The following is a 17,663-nucleotide window of genomic DNA, read 5'->3' on the forward strand; positions in this document are numbered from 1 at the left end:
ATGGCATCGCAGTGTTGTCACGATAACCGACCTTAACGCTGGTGGCACTGCCGACAGTCGCAACCACTGTAACTGACGCGTTCGCTGCAACAACGGCGGGTGAGTAGGTTACCAAAGTGATCGCCGGACCGGCGGCTTGGAATGAAGCGTGATTGTTGATGTATGTTGCTCGCGCATTCATAAGCTGAGTGATACCCGGCGTCTGTCCGACTTGCGTATTTAGATTGGCTGTGAAGTTACTGAAAGTGTAAGGTTTGTTTGGATCCGCCTGGACAGCCGCAGTTATGATGCTCTGCAGTTCGGTCGCTCTGGTCGAGTACCAGCCATTGGAAAAGTTCTCCACAACTAATGTCTTCATGTGAGCGATGTACATCTTACGATAGGTCGCATTCTGAAGAAACTTGTTCACGATCGGGTAGTTCGCGTGACTTTCGTTTAAGAATGGATTCAGTTGCTGCATCTGTGTAACATTGAGATTTCCGCCGCCGATTATCGATGTAAAACCGCCAAAGCACATATTCAAATCCCAGATAATCGGATTGAACTGATACGCATCATCTCGATAAAGATAGAAATTGTGCCCGAAGTTGATCGGAGCATCCAGATTGACCAATAGGTTGTCGTAGGCGAGCATCCAGAGGTGGCGATCTACATCGAGCACACTCTCTACTGCCGCGGTGTAGTTGTTGAGCGTATCCAGGAAGTCGATCAAATCGGGCCAACCGTGGTCGGAGTCAAGTTCATATGTGTCCATATAGGACGTCGAGTCCTGACCCTCGTATCCCCAGATTACCCAGCCCCTGGGCGGACCATCCATGTCGCCCTTGATTCTGGCGCCTTCGTCACTCTGATAATGAGTTCGCGTGAAGAGCTTGTCGACATCTTGTACACTGGTATACAGCCCCATCAGTGTCCCATTCACATAGACATTTGCGTAGCTTGATTGGCTCGCAGCCATGTACTTTCGAGCGATCTCGTAGCCAAGTACTTCCCGCACAAAACTCGGGTCAAACCAGACATTCGCCAGCTTGAGCGTGCCGTAACCTTGATGAGTCTGGTCATTAATGATGTGGTCCAGTTTGATGTTGAATGGATTCTTGGTGCGACTCGGACTGTAAGTGCTATTCCCTTTGTACCGCACACCCACACTGTCGTACAAGATTCCATCAATTGTCACTGTCCCCAGCAAACGGTCTTCGCCCGCCGCATACAGATTATCAAGCAACTGATCCCAATTCGATTGGGGGAAGACGATCTGGACAGTGTGAATTGTGCTGACGTCATAGAGGTCTTGCGCACCGGCGCTGCAAAAAAGGCTCAGAATCAGTAGAACGATGAGGATTGGTTTTGGCATGGCTTACTCTCCGGAAAGTACAGTAGATTAGAATCTCTTTTCGAGACAATTATATCTACTTTGACAAGCGGCCGTGCCCGATACTTGCGCAAAACGAGTAAAAAATCTGGACAACACAATTAGGACAATCTGAATCGTGAATTGTGAGGCAACAAAAAAGCGGCAGTTGGTGGACTGCCGCTTGGTGTATTTGATTACTTGATTCGATAATCTACGGACATTCCGCACAGGGCGCCGCGCCACCGCCGAAAATGTAGCTGATAAGATAGACTGCATCAGAAATGGTCACTGCCCCACTGCACTCTGCATCTCCGGAAAGCAATGGATCGGGAGCTGGACCGCCGCCAAAAATATAGCTGATAAGCATCACTGCATCTGAAATCGTCACTGTTCCCGAACCATCGGCATCGCCGCAAATGTACGGCGGGTTGGTCACGGTGATCATGAAATTCATAGTGTCTCCGTGAACGGGAAACTCTGAATCACTACAGGTAAGCGTGAAAAAATAGGTCGCATTTAAGGTCGGTACTCCGGCCAGCATGCCGACGGTATCACCGGCAAACTCACAACCGTATGGCAGGTCGCCGCCGTTGAATCCCCAGTGGTAGGGTTTCGTGCCGCCAAACGCCTCAAAATTGTAAAAGTATGGCATGCCAAGGTAGGCGTCGGGCAGCGTGCTACTGACAATGTGCAATTGTCCATCACAGAGGTCGCCGACACCGTCGTTATTTTCATCGGCTTGGTCGGGATTGGCTAAGTTGGGGCAGTTGTCGCACACATCACCGCGCAAATCGCCGTCGGAATCGATCTGGGTTGCATTGGGGTTATCCGGGGCAGTTGTCGAGCGAGTCAGCAATGCCGTCGAAATCGCGGTCGCCGCGGCCATTTGCCTCAAACCAGAGCCTGGTGACGATATTGCTGACGCCGCCGAATGCTTCACTGTTGGTCAAGACGACGATACCGGTCTGTTTGGCGGGGCAGAACCCAATGCGCGTGCAGACACCCTGATCGCCGCCGCTGTGTTCCCAAACCCATTGGCCGTCGAAATTGGCGCGATACCAGGTGAGTCCCTGTTGGCTGGCGATAGTCGGATAGTGCCGTGTCGTGATTGTATCGATAGTGGTTGAATTCAGGACCTGAATGGTGTCGATGCGGCCACGCTGCAAGTGCGTAAGCAGGTGGCGGGCCATCTGCGGAGCGCTGGAGCGGAGCGTCCCGGCCGGATAGTCGGCATAGCCGAATTGCCCCAGTGCCTGATACTGGGTGCCGTTCCAGTGATATGGCATCGCGATGTCTGAGCCATCGAGTCCGGCAACGAACCAATGGGAATTGTTCATCCCCATTGGAGTGAAAAGCGAATCGCGGCAATAGTCCGCGAACGGCACGCCGGAAATGACCTGCACCAGATAACCGATCAGAACGAAGCCATGATTACAGTAATTCCAGGCGCTTCGCGGCGACCAGGTGTGGAAGTTAGAAACGGAATCGTAGAATTCGCCGCCGGGCACAAAGTAGGCGGCGACATAGTCCTCGAGCAGGAATGGCGTATCGCCATAGACATAGGTGGAGTACATCACTGTCCAATTGTCCTTGAGGCTCGAGGTGTGACTAAGCAACATGCGGAAGGTGATTGGCAAATTCGAAAAGTTCGGATTCACGATTTCAATAGGCAAATAATCGTTGATATCGTCATCGAGATCAAAGTGACCATTCTCCCAAAGCTTCATCAGAGCCATGCCGGTTACAGTCTTTGAGACGGAGGCGAGCATGAAAAGGGTGGTGTCGGTGACTTCAATATTGGCGGCGATGTTGGCATAACCGTACGCACCCTGCCAGGCGATTCCCCCGTCTCTGACAATGCACGCGGAAAGTCCGGCAATATGGTACTGTGTCATTGTCGCGACAATGAAGGAATCGAGATTGTTATCGACCGATTCCTTGACCGGAGAGCTAAGAGTTTTCGCTTCGGTTATTAGCGAACTGTCGTTTAGCGTTGCTTGAAGACCATAGCGATCGGCATGTTCAGACACCGATGTACCTGTTGGTGCAAATGTGAAGAGAAGAGATGAGAAGACCGCGGCGACAGTCATAATCGACAGCGACATTAGCAACTCCTCCTGCAGTTCCCTAACCCGGCGGCGGCGCCGATGGTTGAAGAATCGAGACTACAGTAGATAGACGGGAACTTGGAGTTCTTGTTCGATTATAACGCCGTGATTTCTTGAAGAAGAGGCCGGAGGAGCAACACTGCTCCTCCGGCTTGCGATTCGATCATCGGATTATTACGGACAGGCAGAACATGGTGCGGCGCCGCCGGAGAAGATGTAGATGATTAGGTAGACGGCATCAGAGATGGTGAATCCGAATAGTCGGACATCAATTCCGGGATCAGTTGAGATCATCAAAGGCTCAAAGTGAATCCGGTTGACAGTTGAAAGTAGACAATTGGTGGTCACGCAAAAAAAAAGCGGCAGTTGGTGGACTGCCGCTTCAAATACGAATCTTGGAGATGTGCTCTAAGTCAGGTACGCCCTAAGGCTGCGTGAACGCGAAGCGTGACGCAGACGGCGTATGGCTTTCTCTTTAATCTGTCTCACTCGCTCGCGCGTAAGATTAAAACGGGCGCCAATCTCTTCCAACGTTAGTGCCTTCTCATGATTAAGGCCAAAGTAAAGATTGATCACCTCTGCCTCGCGCGGAGTTAGAGTGTCGAGCGCTTTCTCGATTTCCAATCGCAGCGACTGGTCGAGCAACGCTTCATCGGGTGCAGGCTGGAACTCATCTTCGAGTACGTCGATCAGACTGTTGTCTTCCGATACCGAAAACGGCGCATCCAGTGACAGATGCGAATTGGAAATCTTGAGCGTATCGGAAACTTCCGCTTCGGAAAGCTCCAACTCGTTCGCGATTTCTTCCGGCGACGGCTCACGGCCATACTCCTGCTCGAGCGACGATGACACCTTGCCGATTTTGTGCAAGGTACCGACGCGGTTGAGCGGAAGACGGACAATGCGCGACTGCTCGGCCAACGCCTGCAGAATCGCCTGCCGGATCCACCAGACAGCATAGGAAATGAACTTGAACCCACGCGTCCAGTCGAACCGTTTTGCGGCCTTGATCAGACCGATGTTCCCCTCATTGATTAGATCCGCCAGCAACAGTCCCTGATTCTGATACTGCTTGGCTACGCTCACCACAAACCGAAGATTGGCTTTGGTCAAAGCCTCTAACGCCTTCTGATCACCTTCGTGAATCTTTTTCGCCAGGCGCACTTCTTCGTCGGCTGAAATGAGCGGAGTCTCCCCAATTTCCCGCAGATACAGATCTAAAGACCTGTCCTCATCCCGATACTTCTTTGACTGTCTCGCCAAAGTCAAACCTGTCCTCGTAAATTGTTAATGATTACCAATTCCCGTTCTTATCCTCCCAAAACATGTTAGAGATTCTTTGTACGTATCTTCTAAGATGGTTTAATGGCGAAATATTTGATATTGCCGCGAATATCATAACCGATCAGGGCGATAGCCTTCGTGCGTCCGCTCAATGTCCCTTTAAGATTGTAAAACAGTTCTTTGTTCAGGACTGACTGGTGATCGATTTCAAACAAGATGGTTCCCGGCGTAACACCTTCAATATCCGCTTGGCTTCCCGGCTGAACATAAGTGACCATAACACCGGCGTGGAACTCCACACCATACTGCTCAGCAAGTTGCTCAGTAGCCGTCTCGACCGCCATACCGAACCAAGTGTCGACTGAAGGCTCTTCCGGCGATCCGCTTTGTCTCGGAGTCTGTTGACTCGGAATCTCCTGTGAGAGGCCCTGTTCACGGTCGCCCAAGGTTACATTCAGAAGCATCGGTCTTCCCTTGCGGTAAACCTGCATCTTTACAGTGGCTCCCGACTTTGCCCCGGCAACGAGATAGCGGAAGTGATCCTGGTCGTCTACCTGGGTTTCATTGAACTTAGTAATAATGTCGCCACTTTCCAGACCACCTTCGGAAGCGGGCGAATCGGGGCGCACTTCGCGTAAGAATACGCCACGCGCATTAGGTAGACCATTTGCCTCGGCCTGGATCGGGTCGAGATTGTTCAATACAACTCCGAGCCATCCACGCTCAATCTTGGTGCCCTTTACTAAGTCCGGAAGAATTGATCTGACCAAGTTGGCTGGAATCGCAAATCCGATTCCGGCAGACTGTCCGGTCGAGGTCGCAATTGCCGAGTTGATACCTACAAGGTACCCGTCGAGATCGACAAGAGGACCGCCCGAGTTACCGGGATTGATTGCAGCATCCGTCTGGATATAGTCCTGGTACTCTGGTGAGTCATCGCCAAAATTCAGCCCGCGACGGCCCTTGGCGGAGATAACTCCGACCGTTACCGTGCGGTCAAGTCCTTGTGAAGGGAACGGATTGCCGATCGCAATCACCCACTCGCCGACCTTGATGGAATCCGAATCGCCAAGTTCAATGGCCGGAAATCCACCGCCAGAAACCTTGAGTACTGCCAGATCGGTCGAGGCATCCTCGCCCATCAATTGCGCTTTAACCTGACGATAGTCGGCCAACGTGACTGTGATTTCTTTCGCACCGGCGATTACATGGTGGTTAGTCAGGATGTAGCCGTCTTCACGGAAAAAGAAACCGGTACCCATTGAGACTTCAGTTTGATCATTGGGCGGGTAGCCCCAGAACTTCATCCAACGCTGCTGGTATGGAGTCAACTTCTCGATACGTTCTGCGCGGATATTGACAACTGCATCGCGTATTTGTTCAACGACCGCAACAAACGGCGATTCGCCATTGGCGTTGATCGGGTAGATTGACGCTCTCGGCGCCGTAGAACGAGCTAATTGAACTTCACCCTGCGGTTGCGACTGGGCGATGTTGAGGAAATTTGTGTTGCTGGAAATGATAAAACCGAAGATTACGCCGACAAGGGCGAAGAGCAGGAAACCGCTCCAGCGTCTCACTGAAGCTATATGTGCGACTCCCTTCACTCCGACCTCCTAATCCGCAAGACCAGTATAATAGCCATAGTTCTCTTCCTTGTCAAGGATTTTCTCGATGTGGAATTGTTACATGTCAACAAAAACTTGTTAAAGTCAGCAATAGTTCCGGCTGTTTCGAAGTAAGTTCCTAACTGCTTGCCTCGCAAGCATCCAAACAGTCCCTAACTTGTACGTCGCCAAAGTGACGCCGTTGCAAAAATTGTGTTAGCAGGTGTTAATCTGCGTTGATTTGACCTATTAAGAATCGATCTACTTGCGAATTGACCTGTCGCGGCGTTATTCTAATTGCGAGGCTCTGTTCCCGCTGTTCCTGTACTAACAAACGACCGGAATTGGCCGATACTGCACATATAGAAAGGCGCTCTTAGAATATGTTTAGACTACTCACGCTCGCATTCGTCTTACTCATTGCTGTTGAGCCACTTATTGCTATCGGTTTTCAGTGGGAAAAGACGTTTCCAGAAACCGAGGCACCTTATTTCGTTCGGCTTGATCCAAGCGGCAACGCTTATGTAATCGGGCGTTATTATGTCGAATCACCCGAAAACGCCGAGATCTTCGTCAAGAAGTATCTTCCGAATGGGACACTTGCATGGAGCGATACCACCTCAGGTCTCGAACTGAAGCTGCCGATCGCTGCTCAAGTTGATGCTCAAGGCAATGTCTACGTCTTGGCGCAGTTCGCTTCGCAAAACGTATCGCCGGCCGTGGTCTACCGGTTCAATGCTTCTACCGGAGACATCGATTGGGATGAGTCGTTCCTGCCAGCTGGGACATTCAAGCAATCTGCTGCCCGCGATCTTGTGATCGATGCCGCTGGAAATGTCGTTGTCTGCGCCAACTTCATAGTCGACAATCCGGCTGAACCGCTTCGCGCGGACGCCAGGACATTCCTACTGCGCTATTCATCGGCTGGAGTACTACTCTGGCAACGGGAGGACGCTCTTGCGGAGCCGAGTGTGATTTTTGAGAAGGTAGCGACATTCGGTCAGACTATTTTCGTAACCGGAGGAACACTTTCCCAGAGTTCTGCGATTGATGGGTTCGTCGCTGGTTACAACCTAAATGGAGACTCGCTTTGCACAACTTACTCAAGCCTTAATGCTCAGGCAGGAGTCTACTACCAGGGCGGCGCAGTCGATAGTAACGGTAATTACCTTGCTATCTTCTCGGATCCGGCCACCACTATCTATAAGAAATTCAGCCCGACCGGCAGTCTCGTGTTTAATGTGACTGGGCCGCGGATGGCTTTCAATAACATGAATGCCGTCTGTTCCGATCGACGTGGAAGATTCTATTGGGTTGTCGCAGGAACTACCGGACAACAATTGCTTCAAGGTCGGGATGAAAACGGCGCATTGGTTCTTGATAAGCTCCTTGGAAGCCTGCCTGTTCCATTCCCGATAAAATTCGGAGGCAACAATACACTGCTCACTTGGTCGCCGAGCGATCGAGTGACCCAATATTTGCCTACCGGCAATGTGTTGTGGAGCTCCACTGAAACATATTCTTCTGTCGGAGACTTCGTTTCCGACGAACGAGGGCAGACATATTGGATTCTCTACCTCTTCGATACTGTAATCCCCGATTTGTTACATCGCAAACTCGTGAAGTATGATCTTGGCCGCATCTGCGGCGATCTCAATGGTTCAGGAGACGTCAATATTGCAGACGCCGTCTTCTTCATCGACTATGTATTTGGAAATGGTACGGCGCCGATGGACAAGTATCATGGCGACGTCAATTGCGACGGGCAGGCGGTTATCACAGATATAGTTTATCTAATCAACTACATGTTCAGCAGCGGACCGGCTCCGTGCCAAGGATGCCCGTAGACGAAGCGCGGTGCTTTAGCCTGGGCTACTGGAATTGGTTGGAATTAAATAGAGTTTGGAGTTACTTCGCTGTAAGGAAGTATGCACGCGAGTCGAGTGTCGAAAGTGTAAAGTAAAGCCCTTCATGCAGCTCTTCTGCAGTCGTGAGGATCTCTTCATTCGTGAAGATGTCAACCATCCGAACTTTACTCCCCTTCATACCAAATGCCTTTAGATCAACCTGGACAACGACCTTAGTCGGCATGACGCGCGAACGGCGGAATATCTGGCTCGGCATCGAATTCAGTATGTAAAGCATCGAGCCCTTCTCGCCTTTGTGCAAGAAAACGCGAACGTTGGGGTGTGAAGTCTGAATCGGAAACTTTACGCCGAGATCTTCAAGGATGTTGTGCAGGAAATTCACCTTCATGTGATTTCCTTGCGAAGAAATATCGAACGTCAGCAGTATGATCTGACCCTTGAACTTGTTAATCACCAACCCGATGTTTTTCTTGGTATAAGTTGCAAGCTTCTTCGACTTGCGAGCGGTTGTGTTGATTGAACCGAAGACGTAGCTTGGGAACTTGTCCTTGCTTGTGATAACAGTGCCAATCTTGCCCAAAGCCTGTGTCTTGCAATTGATAGCATTGGCAAGAACTTCACACTTGCCGAGATCGGAATTGAATCGAGGCAGTAAGCCGACAAGAATTAGATTGGTCCCTTCCTTGGCTTTCTCAACCAAGAATTCCTGCTTCTCTTCATCCATGATCTCCGTAATCGGAACGATCAAGTGCTTGATTCCTTCAAATGAAGCCGGGCTGTCTAAATCAGGAATGATGAAATCTTGCTTGATTCGATCTAAGTCGCGGCCAATCTCCGGCATCGTGAATTCATTCAGAGTCTGAACATAACCGAATGGACCGGCATCCTCAAACAACGAAACCCAGTTGTTCAACCGATAAGCTGCCATACCGATTGTCGCCGGCTGTGTAAAGGCACCGACATCGATAGTCGTCAACGAAGTCATGTACTTGCGTACTACCTCGAACGACTCCTGAATTGTTCCATCAAGAGCCAACGGCGAGTCATACCAATGATCGGTCTCGACAAACTTGTAAGTGTTGACACCCTTAATGCCACCAGCCAGACTCAGCGTCAAAATATACTTGGTAGCATCAGCCGTGATCGGGAAATGCTTTTTGGTCGTGTTAAAATCGGTCGTCTGATTGCCAAGCGAAATCGCCGAAGCCCACGGGAATTCCGAGTTGGCGCGCAAGTAACGTACCTTCTGAAGCATCGCCGTTGAAGAACTATCCCAAGTGATCTGGATGGTCGGGAAAATCTCACCTTCGGAAGATACAATCGGCGTCATTGGCGCCTGGCACGATTTGTGGAAAGCCAAGGTCTGATAGAACAGCGGCTCGCACTGGAAGCTCTTATAGAGGTCGACCATGTGCGTCGCATTTTCATTTATGACATATTCCTTGAACCGATACCAATCCATCAACTTCGTGAAGGAGACGTCCTTGGCAATAATGAAGTCCTTGGGTGGTTTCACGTCCGTGAACTCAGTAGCCGACTCTCCATAGGCAGCATTGAGACTCTTGACGTCGCCGTATCGCTTCTCGAGAAATTGAGGATACAGCACACCTGTAACGTGCGGATTGTAATCCGACTTCCAAGGATATGGATCGCCGCCGAAATAGGAGCCTGAGTCGAGTTCAACCAGGAACAAGGGTCCGCGCGGATAGATGTAATTCTTGATAATTTCCGTAAGGCCGTTGATGTAGTGCTTGACGAAATTCTGCATCTTGGGATGCGACATCGACGGATAATGGAACTCGGGGAGTCCATTTGCCATCTGTGTCTGCGTGATGGCTCCGCGCGAGTCGCAGGAGAAAATCTCCGGATGCTTATTCAAGAAGGGCGGCATTCCTCCGTTTGGAAGCTCTGAGAAAACGACCGGTCCCGGTCGTAGAAGGATCTTAAATCCGAATTCTCGGGCCAGCTCGATAAAGACGATTAGGTCTTTGGCTTGGTCTGTAAATCCGGAGAAATCGAACTCGCGGTGACTGTCTTCATGGAGGGACCACGGTATCGCCGTGGATATCATACGGAAACCAGCGCGTCGTATGCGCTCGAAGCAGATCGACCAATATCGTTTATTTACCCTAAAGTACTGTATTTCAACAGCGTAGGGCAAATATTCTTCTTTGCCAATCGTGAATTTATGTCCAGTTACTGCTATCATGCCCTTAGCGAGGGGTCATAGTAACACATAAACATCGCCAAGTCAATCAAATAATAGCAAAAGGTGAATATTCCTTTAAGGTATTGCCGTACAGACCATTACCAAACAAGACGATGTTAGTGGCTATAAACAAAAAGCCCTCCGCGGCGAACCGCAGAGGGCTTAATATCAAGTCCCCAAGAGACTTACTTCATCAGCATCATCTTCTTGGTTTCAGTAAAGTCATTTGCAGTCATTCTGTAGAGGTAAATACCCGACGCGACGGCCGAGCCGCGATCATCGGTACCATCCCAATCAACGCGCTTGTTGCCAGCGGTCAAATACTCGTCAACTAGCGTTTTCACCTTCTGACCAAGAATGTTGAAAACTTCAATCTTGGTCTTGGCTGCTGTCGGAAGAGCGAAATCTATTGACGTCGTCGGATTAAACGGATTCGGGTTGTTCTGGCTAATTGAGAATGCTTCCGGGAGCACCGGTCCGTCAAACTCCTGCACGGGCAATCTTACGTCCGCGTTAGTCGGCGAATTGACAAATTCGGGACAGATGTCATTAGCGCCAGTTTCATCAGAGATTAAAAAGCGACCAGCAGGGCCAAACTTGGCAGAGTCTAAGCTGATGACATCCGCAGTAGCCCCTGCTTTCACTTGGAACCAAATGTCCCAAATTTTAACCGCCACATTTCCTGTGTTTGCCGGAAATGGACTACTTGGATCAAACGAGACTACTCCAGGACCAATTATGCTCAGTGTTGTGTCAGTTCTATAAATCTGTCTCTGAAAACCTAAAGTAACAAAATCTGGGTTAAAAGCCATCTTGTAGTAACGAATATTGGTCCCGCTCCACTTAATCCCGAGCGACATACCCAGAACTGGACTATCAGAGTACATATATATCGGCACCGCAAATGTGTCACCCGGCGTCACAACTGGAACCACAACTGGGCCAACACGCACCGTATCCCTAGCACCGGGATCTGTGCCGCATGGTTCTTGTCCAAATGCTGCGAACAACGGCAGCGTTAGAAAAACGGCAACCAATGCCATAAACAATTTGCTTTTCATGTTACCTCCTATCAAGGTCAATCAATCTAAATTCTTGTCCAATAGTGCGTCGCATGTGCAAGTCTCGCAATCCGTGTTAGAAATGTACAGGCTACTACCTATAACACACAAATGCAGACGCAAAGTTCCAGCTATATATCCAGTTAAAGATGTCAAGTCAACTTATTTTTAGCAACATAAAAAATCGAATTTGCCCGTCTCTTTCGCACTTATGCCCACACGTCACAGACATGTCACAAGTGCTGCAAAGCCGCTTATTAATCCAATTTTGCTCATTGCGGCGGAGGCGGGCCCCCACTGAAGATGTGAGCAATCAAGTACACGGCATCCGAGATATTGACTACTGTGCTGGCATCGGCATCGCCATTATAAACCGGTGGTGCAGCTCCGCCACTGAAGATGTAGTTGATGAGGTAAACAGGATCGCTCACACTCAGCACACCATCGACGTTAGCATCTCCGCGAAGCCCTCCAGCGACATTCAACGTCCCGGGAATAATCGCCGGAGCATAACTTCCCACGGGCGTGTTAATCGTGAATAACAGCGTGGAGTAGCGCGTAGTATCAACGAGATTCAAGCCAACCAGCGGCGGTGTAGCATTGTACCGGAAGTACATCCGAAAAAGCGTACCGTCACCCTCTGGTATGCCGCCGTCATTGTCAGTAAATTGCAGCGTGAATCGCTTGCTGGAAGGATCATTGGATGCGGTGGACTTTGATGTAAAATCGGCTGCTCGTGTTCCGACGTATGATACCGAATCCAATGTGATATTCATGTTGCCTGCATAAGTTACCGGCAAACGCAATGAGGTTATCGGAGCGAAATTCTTCAATCTTACGTCACATACCAACGGATCGCCAGCGTCACCGTTAAATCCTACAAACTCTATTGAATCCGCATGAACGATCACGAAGGACGGCATATACTCTGTCGCCTCGCCTTCCGGGCCGGTAATTCGAAGACTGACATCATAAGTGCCGGGAGTCGTATATTCATGCATCGCATTCTGGCCGGCGGCGCTGTCGCCATCGCCAAAGAACCACATCCACGTGTTTACGACCGAGGCTGAACTTCCGTTGAAGCTCACCGACAATGGAGCAGAACCAATCTGGACATCGGCAGAAGCGGTCGCCGAGAACAAGGATTGCAGTGCCGTAAAGGCGTTAATTCTGCCGGTGCCAAGCATACCAATGTAACTTGGATTCTGAGCGTCGATATTGTCGGTCGATGCGACAATCAAGTCGCGCACTTCTGAAGAACTCAAACCAGGAACGCGCGAGCGAATCAAACCTGCCAAGCCGGCGACGTGCGGCGATGCCATTGAAGTACCGCTCAAGAATCCATAGGTAGCACTGCCGTGGTTGGAATAAGTCGAGTTGATGCTGGAACCGGGCGCCGATACGTCAACCCATGTGCCATAATTCGAGAAGGAAGATTTCGCACCGGTAGAAGTGACTGATGCGACAGCCAACACATCTGTGCGCGCCGCAAGGTAACTTGCTGTGGTGTTGCCGCTGTTCCCTGAAGAAGTGACCACAACCATGCCATTGGCAATCGCATTGTCCACTGCGGCAGAAATACCGCCGGAATTGGAAGATCCCCAACTGCAATTGACTGCCGTCACGCCAAGTTGCGTCGCATAGTTGAATGCTTGCGCGGCAAAATCCATCCGTACATAACCGGTCTCACCACCGGACGAGTTGGCCTGAGACCAACCGATTCGCAGCGGCACAACCCGGCAACCGCCCGTCGGAGTCCAACCTCCTGCCACCCCGGCTACACCAATTGAGTTGTTGGTAATTGCTGCCATTGTGCCGGCAGTATGAGTGCCATGCCCGTTAAAATCCATTGGATTGTTGTCCGGTGTTCCGCCGTCTTCACCCGACCATTGACCGGTCACATCAACCCAGTCCCAGCCGCGGATGTCATCGACGTATCCGTTGCCATCATCATCTTCGTTTTCGAATCCGTTATACTCCGCCCAGTTGATCCAGACGTTTCCGTTGATATAAGGTGACGCTCCCGCCAAATCGGGATGCTGCCACTGTACACCGGTGTCCATTGCTCCTACGAGAATTGAACTGTCACCGCTTTCAATATCCCAGGCTTCCGGCGCATCAATATCTCGGTCATTTGCCTGGTGCAGACCCCACAGCCCGCTGAACGAAGCATCATTGGGAGTTGCATCAATCGGATGAACTCCGACCTTTTCGACTCCAGCAACCTGGTCGAGCGCCGCAAACTCCTTGAAGGCATCGTCAAGACTTAGAGTCGTGTCGAAAGTAACTCGGTAGTAGCCTGAAAGATCTTGGTCACCGCGTGACAGCGATTTTTCTGTCTGGACAAACATCTTCTCAAGAGCATTAACCCGATAGGTGTTGAATAGCGCATCTACAGCGGAGAACCCGGTTTGCGGATTCTGCTTATCAACTGAAAAAGAAGATCTGGAGTAATCATCGGAGAATTTGATTACCAATACACCCTTGGCATACCACCAATCTCCGCCGGTGCTTCCGTCCGGTTGAACGACGGCGCTGACTGGCTGTCCGATCATCAGCAATAAGATCGCAATTAGTAAAATGCTTTTGCAACGGGCAATGACAGTCGTCGGGGAAAAGTCCATGAACGGCTCCTTCGGGTATTCCAAGAATGTGATGTCTATCAACGGTTTTAATCTGCCCCAACATTTGAATATAGCCACCATTGACCAAAAAGTCAACCGTAGATACGCACTCAGAAGGTCGCCGGGGATATTCTGGCCACAAATAAGAAGCCGCACCTGACCGAAGTCAAGTGCGGCTTACTTTATGATTCATCCAATGTGATTACTCACATCAGAATATGATCACAAATTACGGGCAGAACGGAGCCGGACCACCGCCGAAGATGTGGGCGATCAAGTACACGGCGTCAGAAATGCTGATACCGCCGCTACCATTGGCGTCGCCAAGACACGGCTGAGCCGGGGCCGGGCCACCACCAAAGATGTGGGCGATAATGTACACGGCGTCAGAGATGCTGAAGCCGCCGCTGTTGTTGGCGTCACCGCATAGGCAAGCCGAGCAGATATCAGCATTCGGAGCAAGACCAAGTCCGCAAAGGAACTCTTGGGCCTTGTTCAATGACGCTGTCACGCCGACCAAACCACCTGCACGAGTACCAGCAATAACTACCACAAATCTGGCAGTATCGTTGGTCGCGCCATTGATGGTCAGATCGCGATGGATCAGGACACCACCGCTCAAGTCTTCAGCAACGCCAGAATACAGGCGGTACGTGCCTTGAGTGAGGGTTTCCGTGATTGCCCAAATTGAGTCGTTATCATATCCGTTGTCCGGATAGATGTATGTCGGGTTGTCAAGTACCCAACCGCCGACGATGTCATTGCCATCATTTCTGTAGGCAGCGGTGGCACCGTAGCGGGCTTCGCTACCGACCGACCAGGCACCTCTCTGCCATACGGCAGCAAGGCTAGGAATCGATCCAGCAGTGTTATCAGAAGCTGAGTCTGACGGAATATCCCAATCGGTGTAGTAAGCAAGGCTAACATTGCTTATGGTGCCGGCTGGATTCTTGGGTCCCTTGTACACTTTGAACTGGCCAACATAGAAGTCGCCGCTGTCCGGGTGCTTGGAGGTATACCAATTAACGTCAAAGCCAATAGTGGAGTCGCGGTTGACACCCTTACCAGTGGCTCTTCTGTAGGTACCAAAGGAGGTTGAGTCGATCGTCATGCCGGCGGTCGCCGCGTAGGTGTAACCATACGGGTTCGTTCCGGTCGGGGCGCCGACGCCGCCGAAGGTCGAATAGCTCAGATTCAATACGTCGTTACCAATAATCAGGTGACCTTCATAGAGGTAGCTGGTATCCGCGTGGTCTGCGAAGTAGTTGAACATTCTACCGGCGACGTTAGCCGAGACTTGCGAAGCCTGGTTGACGTTCAACTGGTTGATGTTCGTACGAAGTGCAGAGTTCTGCGGAAGGTGGAACGGATTGAAGTTATACAAACTAACCGGGATCGAGGTAACCGCCATGGCACCCTTATCAGGTGTGGTGTAGGTCACGTCGATTGTTCCCTGATAGAGACCCTGCGTGCCCGGACCCGTGATACGAGCCTGGAATACGGAGGTGTTGGTACAGCCAGCCGGGCAAACGCCAGCAGACGGACCAACCGGGAACGTGATGAAACCGCCGGTGGCAGTCACTGACCAATTGGCAGCGCTGTTACCGGAGTTCGACAAGGTGATGTTCTCGTTCTTGATCTGTCCCGGAGTAGTGGTGTACGGATACACATACTCAGCCGGGGTGGCGCCAAGGCTGACAAATGATGTCATGGAGAAACAGCCGACGGAGATGTTCTTAATCGGGCTGTTGGTCCAGGTGCCTTCGGTCTGAACGATACCACCAGCATCAGTATCTTCAACATACTGGATGCGCAGTGAGTCGGTCACGTACATGGCGGATGATGACCAATGCTCTGATTTGCAGGTACCCGCGGCGCAATTGTGCGTCGTGGTATTGGTCAAGTTAACCGGAGGACCCCAAGTCAAACCGCTCGAGCTTGAAGCCTGAGCATAAATGTCACCATTCTTGAAAGCGCCGGCTGACACGTCGAAGGTCAACGGATCGGTCTCGTCGCTCTTGAAATAGGTGTAGGTCAGATACAGGATCTTGTTAGCACCAACGGTACACTCACTAAGATTCATCTTGGCAACGTTCTTCGTCCAAGCGCCGACGTCGCCGGCTGCATCAAAGTGATTAGCATCGATGGCAAGACTGATGCACTGGCCGCAATCATCCCAGTGACGAAGCTTGGCAGCCTGTGATGACACAGTACCGGCAACTGAGTCAAAGGTCGGAGCGTTCCATGCAACATGGAGACAGCCGTCTGCAGTGTACATGGCATCGCAATCGGTGTATGCGCGCTCAAGCTCGGCGCCGGTGTACTCCGTGATATTTACCAATGCTCCCCAGGTGTTACCCAGGTTGCTTGATTCACGATAGACAACGTCACCGTTATGCTGCTGAATACCGCCGGTGAAGGCCTGATCCTTCGAACGGATGTAGACAATCGCTACATTGTTCGAGTTCGGGTCTTGGGCGATAACAGGAGTGATATTATCAGTTGAGTCAATCCAGAATCCGCAAGTCGGACCGCTGGCAGTGATACCGTTGTTGGAACGATAGTAAACCAGGGACTGAACGTCAGTGGTCGTGGTCGGGCTTTCGCTGGCGACCGCATGGACGATAGCATTGGCGCCATCATTGTCGACGGCGCAGATCGGCCAAATATACGGACCTTCGAGAGCATCTGAACCGCTAACGATTGCTTGACAGTTGGCAGCCGGGAAGGCCCAAGTCGAGAACGAAGCGGCGCCGAGCGCGAAGTCGCGGCCGGTCTTGGTTCCGCCACCAGCGACGTTATGGAAAATCACCACCGGGACGTTAGCAATCGAGCTAAATCCGATGTTAGTATAGCCGCTACCGGTTGAGCCTTCAAGATCGGCGACGTTTGCCACAGTCGCAGTTCCGAGCTGATAGCCATAATATTCGGCTACACGGTTCGCCGTGCTTGCACCCGGCAGAACCATCCAAACGTTGTGAACCCAGCCGCCGCCGACAGCAATTTGGCGACCCATGGAACCGTTGTGCTGGTAATCCTGATAGGTAGCACCGATGGTATAGATACCGTCAGGGCTAAATCCAAGTGCTTGAGGAGGTGTCTGAGTGCCGGGTTTGCCGATGGAAGGATCATACGATACTTCTTCAGCACCGGCGATTGGTAGAGCTGGTATATCGCTCACCAGATCGCGAGGGTCGACGCCATTGTGTGATGCTTTCGTGGCCTTAGCCGCGAATGCCGTCACATTTGCGATCGACAACAGGAATAACGCGAGAACAAACAACAGAGAAAGCTTTCTCGTCATGTTCTGCTCCTTTCAGAGAGTGAAAACGTTGCAATTAAATTCCGTGTCTTTCGAACTTACCTAAAGATGTTCTGCTGGTGGGAGCATCACCTCCTAAATGTTCCTTCAAAAAATTAAGGAAGGTTAGACGATGAATCTTTTTCAACTTTGTCACGTAAACCGTATCAGAACTTTGTGTTGGTCAGAGTCGATCTACGCACAGACATTGCTGCAACTTCCAATAAAACTGTAGCAACAAATTACG

General features: G+C 50.9%; 10 protein-coding genes. 1 reads left to right on the forward strand and 9 read right to left on the reverse strand.

The window, feature by feature from the left end:
• From IPH59_11280 to IPH59_11300, 5 genes are all read right to left on the reverse strand, one after another.
• A partial coding sequence (locus tag IPH59_11280) for a CotH kinase family protein (protein ID MBK7092280.1) occupies window positions 1–1,354 on the reverse strand: 1,354 nt, incomplete at its 3' end.
• Between the two features lie 211 nt (window positions 1,355–1,565).
• Window positions 1,566–2,240: a hypothetical protein gene (locus IPH59_11285; GenBank protein MBK7092281.1), complete on the reverse strand. Its 675-nt coding sequence runs from the start codon at window positions 2,238–2,240 to the stop codon at window positions 1,566–1,568.
• Window positions 2,179–3,459, reverse strand: a complete 1,281-nt coding sequence (locus IPH59_11290; GenBank protein ID MBK7092282.1) for a serine hydrolase — start codon at window positions 3,457–3,459, stop codon at window positions 2,179–2,181. Before IPH59_11290 ends, IPH59_11285 begins: the two co-directional genes overlap by 62 nt.
• A 411-nt stretch (window positions 3,460–3,870) precedes the next feature.
• The gene (locus IPH59_11295; GenBank protein MBK7092283.1) at window positions 3,871–4,731 is read right to left on the reverse strand and encodes a sigma-70 family RNA polymerase sigma factor; all 861 of its coding nucleotides are present in this window, start codon (window positions 4,729–4,731) and stop codon (window positions 3,871–3,873) included.
• Between the two features lie 83 nt (window positions 4,732–4,814).
• Window positions 4,815–6,353 carry a trypsin-like peptidase domain-containing protein gene (locus IPH59_11300; GenBank protein MBK7092284.1) on the reverse strand — a complete coding sequence of 513 codons (1,539 nt, stop codon included), beginning with the start codon at window positions 6,351–6,353 and terminating at the stop codon, window positions 4,815–4,817.
• Window positions 6,354–6,736: 383 nt separating this feature from the next.
• On the opposite strand from IPH59_11300, the gene IPH59_11305 reads away from it, so the two are divergent.
• Window positions 6,737–8,200 (forward strand): dockerin type I repeat-containing protein, encoded by a 1,464-nt coding sequence (locus tag IPH59_11305; GenBank protein MBK7092285.1) that lies wholly within the window; start codon window positions 6,737–6,739, stop codon window positions 8,198–8,200.
• A gap of 61 nt (window positions 8,201–8,261) precedes the next feature.
• On the opposite strand, the gene IPH59_11310 is transcribed toward IPH59_11305, so the two are convergent.
• From IPH59_11310 to IPH59_11325, 4 genes are all read right to left on the reverse strand, one after another.
• Complete coding sequence (locus tag IPH59_11310; GenBank protein MBK7092286.1) at window positions 8,262–10,430, reverse strand: beta-galactosidase; 2,169 nt, start codon at window positions 10,428–10,430, stop codon at window positions 8,262–8,264.
• A gap of 185 nt (window positions 10,431–10,615) precedes the next feature.
• Window positions 10,616–11,491, reverse strand: coding sequence for a T9SS type A sorting domain-containing protein (locus IPH59_11315; GenBank protein ID MBK7092287.1), 876 nt, complete (start codon window positions 11,489–11,491; stop codon window positions 10,616–10,618).
• Between the two features lie 272 nt (window positions 11,492–11,763).
• Window positions 11,764–14,115, reverse strand: a complete 2,352-nt coding sequence (locus IPH59_11320; GenBank protein MBK7092288.1) for a S8 family serine peptidase — start codon at window positions 14,113–14,115, stop codon at window positions 11,764–11,766.
• Between the two features lie 229 nt (window positions 14,116–14,344).
• Window positions 14,345–17,419, reverse strand: a complete 3,075-nt coding sequence (locus tag IPH59_11325) for a dockerin type I repeat-containing protein (GenBank protein ID MBK7092289.1) — start codon at window positions 17,417–17,419, stop codon at window positions 14,345–14,347.
• Window positions 17,420–17,663: the final 244 nt, after the last annotated feature.

The organism is bacterium, assembly GCA_016708315.1.
Classification (GTDB): Bacteria; Zixibacteria; MSB-5A5; order CAIYYT01; family CAIYYT01; genus JADJGC01.